The organism is Polymorphobacter megasporae (assembly GCF_018982885.2).
Lineage (GTDB): Bacteria > Pseudomonadota > Alphaproteobacteria > Sphingomonadales > Sphingomonadaceae > Polymorphobacter_B > Polymorphobacter_B megasporae.
In genome coordinates this window covers 3,882,287-3,895,198 of the sequence record NZ_CP081848.1, presented here as the reverse complement: position 1 = coordinate 3,895,198, position 12,912 = coordinate 3,882,287, and the positions used below count along the sequence as shown (strand labels likewise).

Here is a 12,912-nt window from a genome sequence, read left to right as displayed (position 1 = left end):
CCGGCGCCGAGGACGATGACGTCGTACTGCGGAGTCACGAAAATCCTCCCCGTCTTCGGGGAGGGGGACCGCTCTTGCGGTGGAGGGGCGGTTGAGCGGGCTCTGAGTGCGAGCTCGCTCCACCGCCCCTCCACCACGCCCCAAGAAGGGCGCGGTCCCCCTCCCCGAAGGCGGGGAGGATCAACTCAGCGTCCCGTCCTTGCCGTAGCGGTTTTCGAGGAACTTGCCCTGCACCAGAAACGCGTCGCGGTCCTCTGCGCCCAGCCGCTCGTTGACCCGCACCAGTTCCGCCTCGATCAGCCCCAGCCCGTCGACCAGCTGCCGCTCGATCGTCGGGCCGCCGGGGACCGTCGCGACCTTGCGCTGGGCAGGGGAGACCTTCTCGTAACGGTCGACGAGTTCCGGCAGGTGCTTGCCGAGCAGGCGGTTCAATTCGAGCGCGGTCGGGTCGCCTGCCGGGACGGCGGCAAGCTGGGGGCCGAGCGCGGCGAGCTGCGCCGAGATCGCGTCGACCTTCGGCGCGGCAAGCAGCGGCAGCGAGCGGCGCTTAGCGTCGAGCCACGCATCGACCTGCGCCGGCAGCACTGCGGGCTTGGCGGTGGCGAGCTTGACCGGTTCGGGCGCGGTATCGCGCGGATAGGTGCCGAGCGCGATCAGCAGACAGATCGTCGCGAGGATCACCGCCATGAACGCGCCGATGCCGATCGGCCCGACGAGCACCCCCCACATCACCGAACCGACGAGCACCGCGATGACGGTCAGCGCCATTCGCATCGCCTTCTGGCCGATGCGCTGCGCCTTGCGCTGCGCCCGCCGCCGCCGGACATCACGCCCGGCTCGGCCCTCGCGCAGGATATCGCTAATCGGCTGGAGCATCGGGATGCGCGACATCACCTCGTCGAAACGCTCCATCCGCTCCTCGAAGTCGCGGAACTTCGCCATCAGACGGGGGCGAACGACGAGGAAATCTGGGTTGCCGCCGCCGGGGTGCTCAGCTGTGCCTGCCCCGCCGAGCGGGCGATGTAGCCGCGCGACTTCTCGACCTCGACCCCGAGCGTGTCGACCGTCGTCTTCATCGACGCGAGCGCCTGGACCTTGAACGTGTCGATCGCGTCCATCGTCGCGTAGATGTTCTGGAACGCGCGCTGGAGCGTCTCGATCGGGATCGTCGAGCTTGCCGCCTGCTGGTGGATTACCCCGGTCTGGGTGCGAAGCAGTTCGCCCGTGCCATCGATCATCTTCGCCGTCGTCGTGTTGAGCGCGCCGATCTGTTCGAGCACGAGCTTCTGCGCCGTCAGCGCCTGCGCGACGGTGACCGCGGTGCGTAGTGCGGCGACGGTCGTCGTCGACGCGCGGTCGACGCCCTTGATCAGCTCGACATTGTTCTTCTTGACGAGGTCGAGCGCGAGATAGCCCTGCACCGACACCGCCATCTGGGTGAGCAGGTCGGTCGTCCGCTGGCGGACGTAGAACAACGCGCTCTCGCGGATCGCCTTGGCCTTCGCCGGGTCGGTGTAGTCGAGCTCGTTCGCCTTGTCCTCGAGCTTGGCGTCGAGCGTCTTCGAGACGTGGACCATCTGTTCGAGCTTGCCCATCGTCGTCCACAGGTTCGCCCGCTCGACGTCGACCGCGGCATTGTCGGTCAACAGCTCGTCCTTGCCGTCCTTCAGCCGCTCGAGGATCGTCGAGATGTGCGACTGCGCCGACTTGTAGCTGTCGAAATAGTCACGGAGCTTGTCACCGCCGAAGGGGATCAGCCCGAACAATTTCTTGCGGCTCGTCAGCTTGCCGCGCTTCGACGGGTCGAGGTCCTCGACGGTCTGGCGCAGCGCGGTGAGGTCGCTGCCGATGCCGGTGTCCTTGTCCATCGCGCGGACCGGCTTGTCGAGGAAGCGGTTGGTCTGCCCGGCGGCGTCGGCGATCTGCTTCGCGCCCAATGCCGTCAGTTCGTCGACCTTGCGGCCGAATTCGGGGGAGGCGGCGTCCAAAGCGACGAGGTCGGTGACGAAGGCCTCGGCGCGCGCGTCCAACTCGCTCGCCGCCTTGTCGCTGACCGGGACCAGCCCGCCGGCACGCGAGGCGGCAACCGGTGCGACGGGCACAGGCGGCGTCAGGACGATCGGTGCTTCGCTGGCCATCACAGGTCCCCTCGGGCGTGTTCGTGCGCCTATCTAAGCACTCGCGGCGCGCTGTGGTAGTCCTCTCGCACACCGCGCCACATGGCGGTCAGGCGTTGACGGACAGGGCGGTCGTAAAACCGGTCGAGCAAAAGCGCCGTAACGAAGACCAAAGCGACGAGCGCGACTGCTCCCCACGATCCAAGCCCGTCGTAGACGAGGACGCGCCGCCACGGCAGCAGCGTCTCGAACCAAGACTCGATCGGTTTGTGGAGGACGTAGATGCCGTACGACGCGCCGCCCGCGATCGCGAACGGCCGCGCGAGCCAACGCCCCGGCTCGTTTCGTGCACTGGCGAGGACGAGCGCAGGCATTAGAATAATCGCCACGGTATCGCGCATGGCCTGATATTGAGCCGGCTCGACCGCGAAGATCGCGACGACGACGCCGATCGCCGCCCACGGCGGAATCCGGAGCCACGGCAGCGCCTCGGCGCGCCAAAGCCGGTATGCAGCGACCCCGGCGAAGAAGCCGAAGCCGACTCGCCCGATCCCGCCCCAGACATTTGCCTGCATATAGCCGACGTCGATCGAGTCGAAATACCACGCGGCGGCAATCAGCAAGGCCGCCCCGGCGGCAACGATCAAGGCGAGCAACCACTTGCCGAGGTAAGGCGCGACGACCGCAAAGACGAGGTTCGCCGCCAGCTCGAAGGCGAGCGACCATGCCGGTCCGACGAGCGGATACAGGCTAAGGTTGGGCTGCGCCGCATCGATCTGCGGCACGAAGAACAGCGCAAAGACGATGTCGCGCAGCGTCGGGGCGGGCGGGTGATAATGGCCGGGCATTGCCGGCACGAAGACGATCAACAGCGTGATCAGGCTCGCGACGAGGTATAGCGGATAGAGCCGGATCAGCCGCGCGGCGAAGAAGTCGACGATCCCCATCCCCGCTCGCAGCCGGGCCTCGTACGCGTGCGCGAGGACGAAGCCGCTGAGGATGAAAAACAAATCCACCGCGAGATAGCTTTCGGGCGTCAGGCTGCCGATCGCATTCTCGGGGATGTGCCGGAACACCACCGCGAGCGCCGCGATCCCGCGCAGCCCGTCGAGGGTGTGGAAGGTGCGCTTGTGCTCGATGGCTCTGCCTGCCGTCACTGCGCCGCGTCGTGGTGAAGTTCGAGGCCGAGCAGCCAGCGGCGCTGGAAGCCGGGCCAGTACGTCGCCTGCGCCGCCCCGGCATAACCGCGGGGCGCATCTGCCCACGTCGCCGCGTCGCCGTCGACCGTCGGGACGTCAAGATAAGCGCCGTGCTTCGCGTCGCCCTTGAGGAAGCGGTCGAGGAAGGCGGTGACGAAATGCTGGTTGATCGCGTTGATCCGCTCTGCCCGCCACACAGGCTCGGCGAAGCTTTCGGCCATGTCGGGGCGGTCGCGCGTCTCGGGCATCGGCGGGTTGCCGCCGGTGTTGTGATGCGCCTCGCGGTAGACGAGCAGCCAGCGGTTCGAGCCGGTCGCATGGTCGTAAAGCCAGCGGATGCCGTCGGGATATTGCGCGACGTCGTCGTGATCCCCGGCGATGAACAGCGACGGCACCTTGATCGCGGCGACGCTGTCGGCGGTCCACGAGCGGAACGCCGGCTGGCCGCCCCATGGCGCGATCGCGACGATCGCCTTCAGGCGCGGATCGACGACGCGGACGGTCTGGTCGTCGAGCCGCCCGCCGAGCGGGGCGACGGTCGGGGCGTTCTTGTCGTATGCCGCGCCCGCGGTCGCGAGCACGCCGAAGCCGCCCATCGAATAGCCGATGATGGCGATGTTGCTCGCATCGATCCGGCGGCCGATCGCGTCCTTCGGGTCGGCGGCGCGCGCGGCGAGGGCGGACAGCACCGCCTCCTGGTCGCGCGCGCGGTTAATGATCGTGCCGGCGACGCGCTTGAGCCGCCCCGCCGCGCCGCCGCCGTTGACGCCACCCTGGCCGTCGGCATGGTCGATCGCCGCAACGATGTAGTTCTTCGACGCGATGTTCTCGGCGAGGTAGGTCATGCCCCCGGCCCAGCCGCCGAAGCCGTGGCTGATGATGACGAGCGGCAGGCGGCCCGGCTTGGCGGGTGCGCCCGGGACCGCGATCCCCTCGGTCGTCACGGCGAGCGGCGGAAAGTCGTCGGGGGTCAGGGTCCGGGCATAAGTCTGGGGCTTCGCTCCCGGAGCCGGCGTCGCCGGATACCAGACCATGACGTCGAGGCTGCGCCCCGCGGGCGTCGTCACCGTGACATGCTCGAGCCCGACCGCCGACGGCCCGAGTGCGGCGAGTTCGGGGGCGTCGGCGACAGGGATGCTCGGCGATCGTGCAGCAGCGGGCGCTGCGATCGTGAGCGCGACGGCGACGATAAGCGAACGCATCACTGGGACCCTTGCGGAAAATGCTGGAAGGCGGTGACCTCGACCCAGTCGTGCTTATCCTCTTCCCAGACCGACCGGATCGGCGACGGGTAGTGCGGATCGGCGAAGGTCCCGATCGGAATGCCGATCATTTCGGGACGCCGCGCGAGCGCGAGCGCGATGGTGCCACCGCACGTCGGGCAGAAACTCGTCGTTGCGGTCGATCCGCTCGCGGTCGCGCGCGTCCACTCGCGACGCTCACCCGTGATCGTCACCGCCTCGACCGGAAAGTAAGCGGCGGTGCCGAAGGGCGACCCCGACCGGCGCTGGCACGCGAGGCAATGGCACGCCGCGACCACCGGCGAATAGGCGTCGACCGTGGCGGTCAGGCCACCACAGCTGCATTGCGCCACCGGCATCGATCTTCCCCTGCTGTCGATCACGCCGCCGCGACCCGAGTCATGCTGCGATACCCACCCCATGTGTCGTTGTCACGACGGCAGGCCGCCGGGCGGCCGCGCTGCCGCGTCATCTCGACCGGGATCGCCGCGACGCTTGGCAGCGGGCCGCCGCAGCCGCTAGGGATTGGCGATGCCCACCGATCTTGAAATCGCCCGCACCGTCGACCTGTTGCCGATCGCCGAAGTCGCCGGTCGGCTCGGTGTTCCCGCCGCCGCGGTCGAGCCGTACGGCCGCGACAAGGCGAAGATCGACCTCGACTGGCTGGCGACGCAGCCGCCGCGCGGCAAGCTGATCCTCGTCACCGCGGTCAACCCGACGCCTGCGGGGGAGGGCAAGACGACGACGTCGATCGGGCTCGCCGATGCGCTGAACCGGACCGGACGCCGCGCGGTGCTGGCGCTGCGCGAGCCGTCGATGGGGCCGTGCTTCGGGGCGAAGGGCGGGGCGACCGGCGGCGGCCGTGCACAGGTCGCGCCGATGGTCGACATCAACCTTCATTTCACCGGCGACTTCCACGCGATCACCGCCGCGCACAACCTGCTGACCGCGCTGCTCGACAACCACATCCACTGGGGCAACGCGCTCGGCATCGACGTCCGCCGCGTGACGTGGCGGCGCGCGCTCGACGTCAACGACCGAGCATTGCGCGACATCGTCCAGTCGCTCGGCGGCCCAGCGAACGGCTTCCCGCGCGAATCGGGGTTCGACATCACCGTCGCGAGCGAAGTCATGGCGTGCCTGTGCCTCGCCGAAAATCTTGCCGACCTGCAGGCGCGGCTCGCGCGGATCGTCGTCGCCGAAACCCACGACCGCCGCCCGGTGACCGCGCGCGACATCGCCGCCGACGGCGCGATGGCGGTGTTGCTGCGCGATGCGATAAAGCCCAACCTCGTCCAGACGCTCGAGGGCAATCCCGCGTTCGTTCACGGCGGGCCGTTCGCCAACATCGCCCACGGCTGCAATTCGGTGATCGCGACCCGCGCCGCACTCGCGCTCGGCGACTATGCGGTGACCGAGGCGGGCTTCGGGGCCGACCTCGGCGCGGAGAAATTCTTCGACATCAAGTGCCGCGCGGCGGGCCTCGCCCCGGCGGCAGTCGTGATCGTTGCCACCGTCCGCGCGGCAAAGATGAACGGCGGCGTCGCCAAGGCCGATTTGGGTCGCGAGGACGTCGCGGCGGTGACACGCGGCGCGGTCAACCTCGCGCGGCACATCGACAATGTCCGCAGCTTCGGCGTCCCCGCGGTCGTCGCGATCAACCATTTCCAGGGCGACAGCGACGCCGAGACCGCCGCGCTCCAGGCCGCCGCCGCAGCGCACGGCGTCGAGGCGATCGTCTGCCGCCACTGGGCCGACGGCGGGGCAGGGGCGGTCGAGTTGGCGGAGGCAGTCGCGACGCTCGCCGAGGGCAGCACCGCGCGGTTCGCGCCGCTGTACCCCGCCGGCCTGCCGCTGTTCCAGAAGATCGAGGCGATCGCCACCGGCATCTATCGCGCGACCGGCGTCACCACGTCGCCCGCGGTCCATGCCCAGCTCGCGCACTGGGAGGCGGCGGGCTACGGCCATTTGCCGGTGTGCATGGCAAAGACGCAGTACAGCTTTACGACCGATCCGGCGCGGCTCGGCGCACCCGAGGATCACGTCGTCGACGTCCGCGAAGTCTGGCTCGCGGCGGGGGCAGGGTTCGTCGTCGCGATCTGTGGCGCGATCATGACGATGCCCGGCCTGCCGCGCGTCCCCGCCGCGAACGGGATTGGGCTCGATGCAGAGGGACAGGTCGTGGGGCTGTCTTGAGGACTATAGAACGATCTGCTTGTCCCTCACGGCGAGCGCGATATCTTGTTGTTTCCAATCCTCGAGCGCCTGTTGTGCCGCGTGTTCGAGCGCTGGGCGATCGCTTGGGGGCGCATCCCCTGCCGCGATCAACACGTCGGGCAGCCGCATGATCGATCCAGTATAGTCAAGCGAATCGTTGAGCCGATGCCCGAGCGCTTTTGCCAGATCTACAAGATTACCCCAGGCAGGAAGGCCTTCGGCCATTACGCGATGCTTAAGCCGTTTTTCCCATCCGCCTCCGAAACTGCTGTTAAGGTTTCGATCGATGAAATTCATCAAAGTTAGACCCGCTTCGTTATTGCCAGCACTCCTAGGAAAGGCGTGATCGCTGCCGCCGCCGTTGAGAATATCGGGCGGCACTTCAACATTGATTGAGTCAAAAAAACTGAGATGCGCATCGCGATAGCGCTTGAACTTCGGGTCGAGCCAGAGCTCACTATAACCCGTGCTTCCCGCGCCGTAACTGACGATCAGAGCGCTCAGGCCGTAGCGATCCGACAAAGGCTTGAGCGCGGTCGGCCGGACGAATTTCTGCAGCGCAACCGTATCGCGTACGGCGACAACGTAGTTGCCCGTTGTAAAGCGTTCGTAGAGGCGGCGTTTTCCCTCGCGCTGGTAAACGGAAAAACTCGTGTTCGGCATGCTGCTTGTCTCCCGTTGCCGGAATCTCAACGCTTACCTACCATGCCATCATTGGCGGACAGGCAGCTTGAGCGTCAAGGGCCGCCGTCGCAAGGGCGCTTTATTGTTTAGCAGCAAATGGATTCGCGGAGTGAGTGAGCGAATGTTAGATCGCGCGGCATGAAGATAACTGCCGCCGTCCTCGACGCGATCGGTGCCGCCGCACCCTATGACACGAGCCGCCCGTTGCGCCTCGCCGAGCTCGACCTTGCGCCTCCGGGACCCGGCGAATTGCTGCTGCGGATCGACGCCGCCGGCCTGTGTCATTCCGACCTGTCGGTGGTCAACGGCGACCGGGTCCGCCCGACGCCGATGGCGCTCGGGCATGAGGCGACTGGGATCGTCGAGGCCACCGGATCGGCGGACAGCGCCTTTGCGGTGGGCGACCGGGTGGTCCTGTCGTTCCTCCCAGCGTGCGGCCGATGTGCGGACTGTGGTGCGGGTGAGGGCTATTTGTGTGCGCCCGCCGCCGCGGCGAACGGCGCGGGGGTGATGCTGACCGGGGGGCACCGGCTCCACGACCACGGTGCCGATATCTTCCACCACCTCGGCGTCTCGGGCTTCGCCACCCATGCGGTCGTCGACGAACGCTCGGCGGTCAAGGTCGACCGCGACATCCCTGCTGAAATTGCTGCGCTTTTCGGCTGCGCGGTGCTGACTGGGGTCGGTGCGGTGGTCAATTCGGCGAAGGTCCGGCCGGGCGAGAGCGTCGTCGTCTACGGTCTCGGCGGGGTCGGGCTGGCGGCGTTGCTCGGTGCCCTCGCCAGCGGCGCGCAGCCGGTCATCGCGGTCGATCCGGTTGAATCCAAACGACTTCTCGCGCTCGACCTCGGCGCGGCGGCAGCGGTCGCACCCGACGAAGCCGCCGCCACGGTCAAGGCGCTGACCGGCCGCGGTGCCGATGTCGCGATCGAGACCGTCGGCAAGGCAGCCGTCCTCGCCGAAGCATACAGGGTCACCCGTCGCGGCGGCCGCACTGTCACCGTCGGCCTGCCCAACCCCGCGGAATTGCTCAGCATTCCGGCAGTGTCGCTGGTCGGCGACGGCAAGATGCTGATGGGCAGCTATATGGGCTCGGCTATCCCGAGCCGCGACATCCCGCGCTATATCGCGCTGTGGAAGGCCGGACGCCTGCCCGTCGAGCGGCTGCTGACCTCGACAGGTCCGCTGTCCGGCATCAACGCCGCGCTCGACGAACTCGCGAGCGGCCGCGCGATCCGCCAGATCCTCGTGCCATGAGCGTCGCCTTCACCAAGGAGGGCGATGCCGAGGCCGTCGCTGCCGACCTCCCCGACCGCCCGATTTCAACGCACCCGAACCTCGTCACTACATCGGGCCTCGCGCAACTCGACGCCGAACTCGCGACCGCGCGCACCGCTTACGATGCCGCGCAGGCCGGGGGCGGGATTTCCGCCGACCGCACCGCAATGGCACGCGCCACTCGCGACCTGCGTTACTGGGGCAGCCGCCGGGCGAGCGCGCAGCTGATCGAGGCCGCCGACTGCGATCAAGTCCGCTTCGGCTGCACCGTCACCTTCGAACGCGCCGACGGAACGTTCGCGACCTACCGCATCACTGGTGAAGACGAAGCCGACCCCGCCGCCGGCCGCATCGCTTACATCGCCCCCGCCGCCCGCGCCCTGCTCGGCAAGAGCGTGGGCGACACCGCGGTTATCGCCGGGGGAGAGATCGAGATCGTCTCGATCGGCTAGTCGGTCTTGATCTCGTCGCGCACCTGTCCGTGCGCGAGAACCGCGAACAAGCCGGTGCCGCCGATGATGTTACCTGCGAGCGCGGGGCCGATGAACCCGCCGACCGCCCAGCCAAACGACGCCTTGCCGGTCAGCCACAGCAGCCACGCCTCGCCCGATCCGGCGACGACATGGCTGAACCCGCCGACCGCGATGACGTAGGTGACCATTACCACGACCCAGAATTCGCTGCCGCGCGCGTTCGGCAGGATCCACGCGATCGACGCGACGAGGAAGCCGGCGGGAATACCGCGCAACAGCGTCGTTGCGGCATCGTTGTCGAGCAGCTTCGCCGAGACCGCGACCGCGGCGTCGAGCTGATCCTGCGATACGATCATTCGGTGCGCGAGCATCGCGGCAACAAGGAACGTCCCCGCGAGGTTCGCGACGATCGCAAGGCTCCACAATCGCCCGAGCCGGCCGAAATTATGCAGGCTCGGCTTGACCGCAACGGGGAGGACGACGGTGATCGTGTTCTCGGTGAACAGCTGCAGGTTGCCGAGGATGACGATGACGAAGCCGACGCAGTAACCGAACGACGTCACCAGCGGGGTCCATTGCGCATCGGGCAGATGCTGGTGGAGGAATGCCTCGGCGAGGACCGACGCGGAGATGCCGACACCGGCGGCGAAAGCCGAACACAGCAGCGACAGCGCCGGGCGGTTGAGCTCGTCGTCGCCCTGGATGCGGATGACCTCGTGGACGACCTTCGCCGATCCCGACCGGCGCTCGGAGACCGCCTTGTTTTCCTCGGGGGTCAGCGCGACGCCGTCATCATCCTGGTCATTTGGCTTGGTCATCGGGAGCGAACGGTTACGGCGGGTCAACGTTCCTGCCGCAAGGTGCAGGACGCCGGATACTAGCACGAGGGCTCCAGTCTTACGGCACAGTAGCAGCCGCCGCATCCGCCTGCTTCTGCGCGGCCGCATCGCGCATGAACTGTTCCCAGCACCCCGTCTGTCCGCCGCTGCCGACCGCTGAGCAGCTGTTCGGGCGCTGTGCCCGGCCGGTCTCCTCGATGTCGCGGGTGCGCGCGACCCACGACTGTTCCTTGCGCTCGACCTTCTGCTGGCGGAGCGGCTTCGGGATGCGGTAGCGTTCGGACTCGGGGAGGCGCGCACAGACGACGATCTCGTCGCCCGGACCCTTCGGGCACGGATCGGTGCCAAAGACGTCGACCTGGACAACCTTGCGCGGCGGCGGCGAATTGCGCGCGCCGTCGCCGGCATAGGCCGGGACCGCAGCGGCGAAGAGCACGGCGGCGAGCGTCAGGTGGCGGATCATCGTTGCAATTCCTCGAAGCCGGATACGCTCGGCCCCCGGGGCTTAACGCAAGGTGACGCGCTCAGCCCCCGCGCGCAAGCTGGCAGCATTCAGCCCCCGGCAAGCGCCTTGGCGAACACCGTCGCATCGAATGGGCGGAGATCGTCAATCCCTTCGCCGACCCCGACCGCGTGGATCGGCAGGCCGAACTTCTCCGCCGCGGCGACGAGGACGCCGCCGCGCGCGGTGCCGTCGAGCTTGGTCATGACCAGCCCGGTCACCCCGGCGACCTCGCGAAACACCTCGATCTGGTTCAATGCGTTCTGCCCGGTCGTCGCGTCGAGGACGAGGACGACGTCGTGCGGCGCGGCGGGCATCGACTTGCGCAGCACGCGCTTGATCTTGGCGAGCTCGTCCATCAGGCCGCTCTTGTTCTGCAGCCGCCCGGCGGTGTCGATGATCAGCACATCCGACCCCGCCGCCCGCGCCGCATCGAGCGCGGTGAACGCCAGCCCCGCCGCGTCGGCGCCCTGCTCGCCCGAAATCACCGGGACCCCGGCGCGCGCGCCCCAGATCTTGAGCTGCGCGATTGCCGCGGCGCGGAAGGTGTCGCCCGCCGCGAGCATCACCGAATAGTCCTGCTCGGCGAACAGATGCGCGAGCTTTGCGATCGTCGTGGTCTTGCCCGACCCGTTGACGCCGACGACGAGGATCACCTGGGGGCGCGGGAAGGCGATAACTTCCAATGGCTTGGCGACCGGGGCGAGGACCTTGGCGATCTCGGCGGCGACGACCGCGCGGACCCCGGCCTCGTCGATCCCGCGCGCATATTGTCCCGAGCCGAGTTCGGCGACGATCCGCGCCGCGAGCGCGGGGCCGAGGTCGGAGGCGATCAGCGCCTCCTCGATCGCCTCGAGCCGCGCCGGGTCGAGCGTCGTCGTGCCGAACGGCACCGCACCGAACAGCCCCGACAGATTGCCGCCGAGCTTGTCCGACGACCGCGAGAGCCCGGCGGTCAGGCGGGAGAGCCAGCTTGTCTTTTCGGTCATCCGCAATCCAGTTTGCCGCCGGTCACGCTCAATGCGGTGACGCGGGCGATGCTGCCGCGCGCGGCGGGGGTGGCGAGCCGCACGGGGAGGAAGGTTTCGCTATGCCCGCTGACGCCGTCGCGCTCGACGAGGATGCGCTGCGGGCGGCCGATCTCCGTCGCCATCGCCGCCGACCGGCGCAGGTCGCCGAGCGCGCGGAGACGGGCAGCGCGCTCGCGGGCAACGCCGGGGGCGACCTGCGGCATCCGCGCAGCTGGGGTGCCGGGACGAGGTGAGAAGGGGAAGACGTGGAGCTGGCTCAATCCGCACTCGTCGACCAGGGCCAGCGTCTGGTCGAACATCGCCTCGGTCTCGGTCGGGAAGCCGGTGATGAAGTCCGCGCCGAAGGCGATGCCGGGACGGGCGGCGCGGAGGCGGTCGCAGATCGCCACGGCCTGCGCGCGGCTGTGACGGCGCTTCATCCGCTTGAGGATGAGGTCGTCGCCCGCCTGGAGCGACAGATGGAACTGCGGCATCAGGCGCGGATCGGCGGCAGCCTCGACGAGCGCATCGTCAACCTCGATCGAGTCGATCGACGACAGACGCAGGCGGGGGAGGGTGGGGACGTCGCGGAGGATGCGCTGGACGAGGATGCCGAGCGGCTCGGGGCCGAACGAGGTGATGTCGACCCCGGTCAGCACGACCTCGTTGACGCCGTTGTCGACCAGCTGGGCGATGTGCTCGACGACCGTCGCGGCGGGGAGCGAGCGTGAATTGCCGCGCCCGAACGGGATGATGCAGAAGGTGCAGCGGTGGTCGCAGCCGGTCTGGATTTCGACGAAGGCGCGGGTGTGGTGGGCGAAATTTGTGGGCGCGCGCGGGGAGATGCTCGTGGCGAGCATGATGTCGGCCACACGCACCTCTGCGCTGCCTTCTGCTCCCCTCCCCCTCGGGGGAGGGGCCGGGGGTGGGGCAGTCGCCGCGAGCTCATCGCCGGAATAAGTGTCTGGTCCCTCGTAGGGGGTACCAAAAACTTCCCGGTGCGCGACTGCCCCACCACCGGGCCGGTGCAAGGGCATCGTCTCTCGCCCCTCCCCTGAAGGGGAGGGGAGGGCGAAAGCATAACTCTCCGCCTCGAGCTTCTCGACATTCCCCAACACCCGCGCAACTTCGGGCATCGCCGCGAACCCCGCCGGGTCGATCTGCGCAGCGCAGCCCGTAACGACGATCCGCGCGTCGGGCTGCGCGCGGGCGGCGCGGCGGATCGCCTGCCGCGCCTGCCGCACCGCTTCGGCGGTTACGGCGCAGGTGTTGACCACGATCACGCCCGATCCGGTGATGCCGTCGATATGCTCGGCCTCGGCAGCGTTGAGGCGGCAGCCGAAATTGAGCAC

13 protein-coding genes are annotated in these 12,912 nt (G+C 68.5%); 3 read left to right on the top strand and 10 right to left on the bottom strand.

Annotation, left to right across the window (positions count from 1 at the left end; genetic code table 11):
- Positions 1–180 precede the first annotated feature (180 nt).
- The 5 genes from KTC28_RS18145 to KTC28_RS18125 are packed head-to-tail and all read right to left on the bottom strand — an operon-like array spanning position 181 to position 4,916.
- Entirely contained in the window at positions 181–942 is a 762-nt protein-coding gene (locus tag KTC28_RS18145) for a hypothetical protein (protein WP_216709095.1), read from the bottom strand.
- On the bottom strand, positions 942–2,138 hold the full coding sequence (locus KTC28_RS18140; RefSeq protein ID WP_216709096.1) for a toxic anion resistance protein: 1,197 nt from the start codon (positions 2,136–2,138) through the stop codon (positions 942–944). Before KTC28_RS18140 ends, KTC28_RS18145 begins: the two co-directional genes overlap by 1 nt.
- 29 nt (positions 2,139–2,167) lie before the next feature.
- Positions 2,168–3,274, bottom strand: coding sequence for an acyltransferase family protein (locus tag KTC28_RS18135; RefSeq protein ID WP_216709097.1), 1,107 nt, complete (start codon positions 3,272–3,274; stop codon positions 2,168–2,170).
- Positions 3,271–4,518, bottom strand: coding sequence for an alpha/beta hydrolase family protein (locus tag KTC28_RS18130; RefSeq protein WP_216709098.1), 1,248 nt, complete (start codon positions 4,516–4,518; stop codon positions 3,271–3,273). Before KTC28_RS18130 ends, KTC28_RS18135 begins: the two co-directional genes overlap by 4 nt.
- Entirely contained in the window at positions 4,518–4,916 is a 399-nt protein-coding gene (locus tag KTC28_RS18125) for a GFA family protein (protein ID WP_216709099.1), read from the bottom strand. Before KTC28_RS18125 ends, KTC28_RS18130 begins: the two co-directional genes overlap by 1 nt.
- Before the next feature lie 172 nt (positions 4,917–5,088).
- On the opposite strand from KTC28_RS18125, the gene KTC28_RS18120 reads away from it, so the two are divergent.
- The gene (locus KTC28_RS18120; RefSeq protein ID WP_216709100.1) at positions 5,089–6,753 is read left to right on the top strand and encodes a formate--tetrahydrofolate ligase; all 1,665 of its coding nucleotides are present in this window, start codon (positions 5,089–5,091) and stop codon (positions 6,751–6,753) included.
- 3 nt (positions 6,754–6,756) lie between these two features.
- On the opposite strand, the gene KTC28_RS18115 is transcribed toward KTC28_RS18120, so the two are convergent.
- Positions 6,757–7,437 carry a hypothetical protein gene (locus KTC28_RS18115; protein ID WP_216709101.1) on the bottom strand — a complete coding sequence of 227 codons (681 nt, stop codon included), beginning with the start codon at positions 7,435–7,437 and terminating at the stop codon, positions 6,757–6,759.
- A 159-nt stretch (positions 7,438–7,596) separates the two neighbouring features.
- On the opposite strand from KTC28_RS18115, the gene KTC28_RS18110 reads away from it, so the two are divergent.
- Both KTC28_RS18110 and greA read left to right on the top strand, forming a co-directional pair.
- Positions 7,597–8,715 carry a zinc-binding dehydrogenase gene (locus KTC28_RS18110; protein WP_216709102.1) on the top strand — a complete coding sequence of 373 codons (1,119 nt, stop codon included), beginning with the start codon at positions 7,597–7,599 and terminating at the stop codon, positions 8,713–8,715.
- Complete coding sequence (greA, locus tag KTC28_RS18105; protein ID WP_216709103.1) at positions 8,712–9,188, top strand: transcription elongation factor GreA; 477 nt, start codon at positions 8,712–8,714, stop codon at positions 9,186–9,188. The genes KTC28_RS18110 and greA overlap by 4 nt, the downstream gene beginning before the upstream one ends.
- Here greA and KTC28_RS18100 read toward each other — a convergent pair.
- The 4 genes from KTC28_RS18100 to mtaB all read right to left on the bottom strand — a co-directional run bounded on the left by KTC28_RS18100 (position 9,185) and on the right by mtaB (position 12,912).
- Complete coding sequence (locus KTC28_RS18100; protein WP_216709104.1) at positions 9,185–10,027, bottom strand: formate/nitrite transporter family protein; 843 nt, start codon at positions 10,025–10,027, stop codon at positions 9,185–9,187. The genes greA and KTC28_RS18100 overlap by 4 nt on opposite strands.
- A gap of 79 nt (positions 10,028–10,106) precedes the next feature.
- The gene (locus tag KTC28_RS18095; RefSeq protein ID WP_216709105.1) at positions 10,107–10,511 is read right to left on the bottom strand and encodes a hypothetical protein; all 405 of its coding nucleotides are present in this window, start codon (positions 10,509–10,511) and stop codon (positions 10,107–10,109) included.
- Between the two features lie 89 nt (positions 10,512–10,600).
- Positions 10,601–11,539: a signal recognition particle-docking protein FtsY gene (gene ftsY, locus KTC28_RS18090; protein WP_216709106.1), complete on the bottom strand. Its 939-nt coding sequence runs from the start codon at positions 11,537–11,539 to the stop codon at positions 10,601–10,603.
- Positions 11,536–12,912 carry a tRNA (N(6)-L-threonylcarbamoyladenosine(37)-C(2))-methylthiotransferase MtaB gene (gene mtaB / locus KTC28_RS18085; RefSeq protein ID WP_439650127.1) on the bottom strand — a complete coding sequence of 459 codons (1,377 nt, stop codon included), beginning with the start codon at positions 12,910–12,912 and terminating at the stop codon, positions 11,536–11,538. Before mtaB ends, ftsY begins: the two co-directional genes overlap by 4 nt.

Bases quoted from the DNA above. Each gene is read 5' to 3' on its own strand.
- KTC28_RS18145 (WP_216709095.1), bottom strand. From the start codon at position 942: ATGGCGAAGTTCCGCGACTTCGAGGAGCGGATGGAGCGTTTCGACGAG.
- KTC28_RS18140 (WP_216709096.1), bottom strand. From the start codon at position 2,138: ATGGCCAGCGAAGCACCGATCGTCCTGACGCCGCCTGTGCCCGTCGCA.
- KTC28_RS18130 (WP_216709098.1), bottom strand. From the start codon at position 4,518: ATGCGTTCGCTTATCGTCGCCGTCGCGCTCACGATCGCAGCGCCCGCT.
- KTC28_RS18125 (WP_216709099.1), bottom strand. From the start codon at position 4,916: ATGCCGGTGGCGCAATGCAGCTGTGGTGGCCTGACCGCCACGGTCGAC.
- KTC28_RS18120 (WP_216709100.1), top strand. From the start codon at position 5,089: ATGCCCACCGATCTTGAAATCGCCCGCACCGTCGACCTGTTGCCGATC.
- KTC28_RS18115 (WP_216709101.1), bottom strand. From the start codon at position 7,437: ATGCCGAACACGAGTTTTTCCGTTTACCAGCGCGAGGGAAAACGCCGC.
- KTC28_RS18110 (WP_216709102.1), top strand. From the start codon at position 7,597: ATGAAGATAACTGCCGCCGTCCTCGACGCGATCGGTGCCGCCGCACCC.
- greA (WP_216709103.1), top strand. From the start codon at position 8,712: ATGAGCGTCGCCTTCACCAAGGAGGGCGATGCCGAGGCCGTCGCTGCC.
- KTC28_RS18100 (WP_216709104.1), bottom strand. From the start codon at position 10,027: ATGACCAAGCCAAATGACCAGGATGATGACGGCGTCGCGCTGACCCCC.
- KTC28_RS18095 (WP_216709105.1), bottom strand. From the start codon at position 10,511: ATGATCCGCCACCTGACGCTCGCCGCCGTGCTCTTCGCCGCTGCGGTC.
- ftsY (WP_216709106.1), bottom strand. From the start codon at position 11,539: ATGACCGAAAAGACAAGCTGGCTCTCCCGCCTGACCGCCGGGCTCTCG.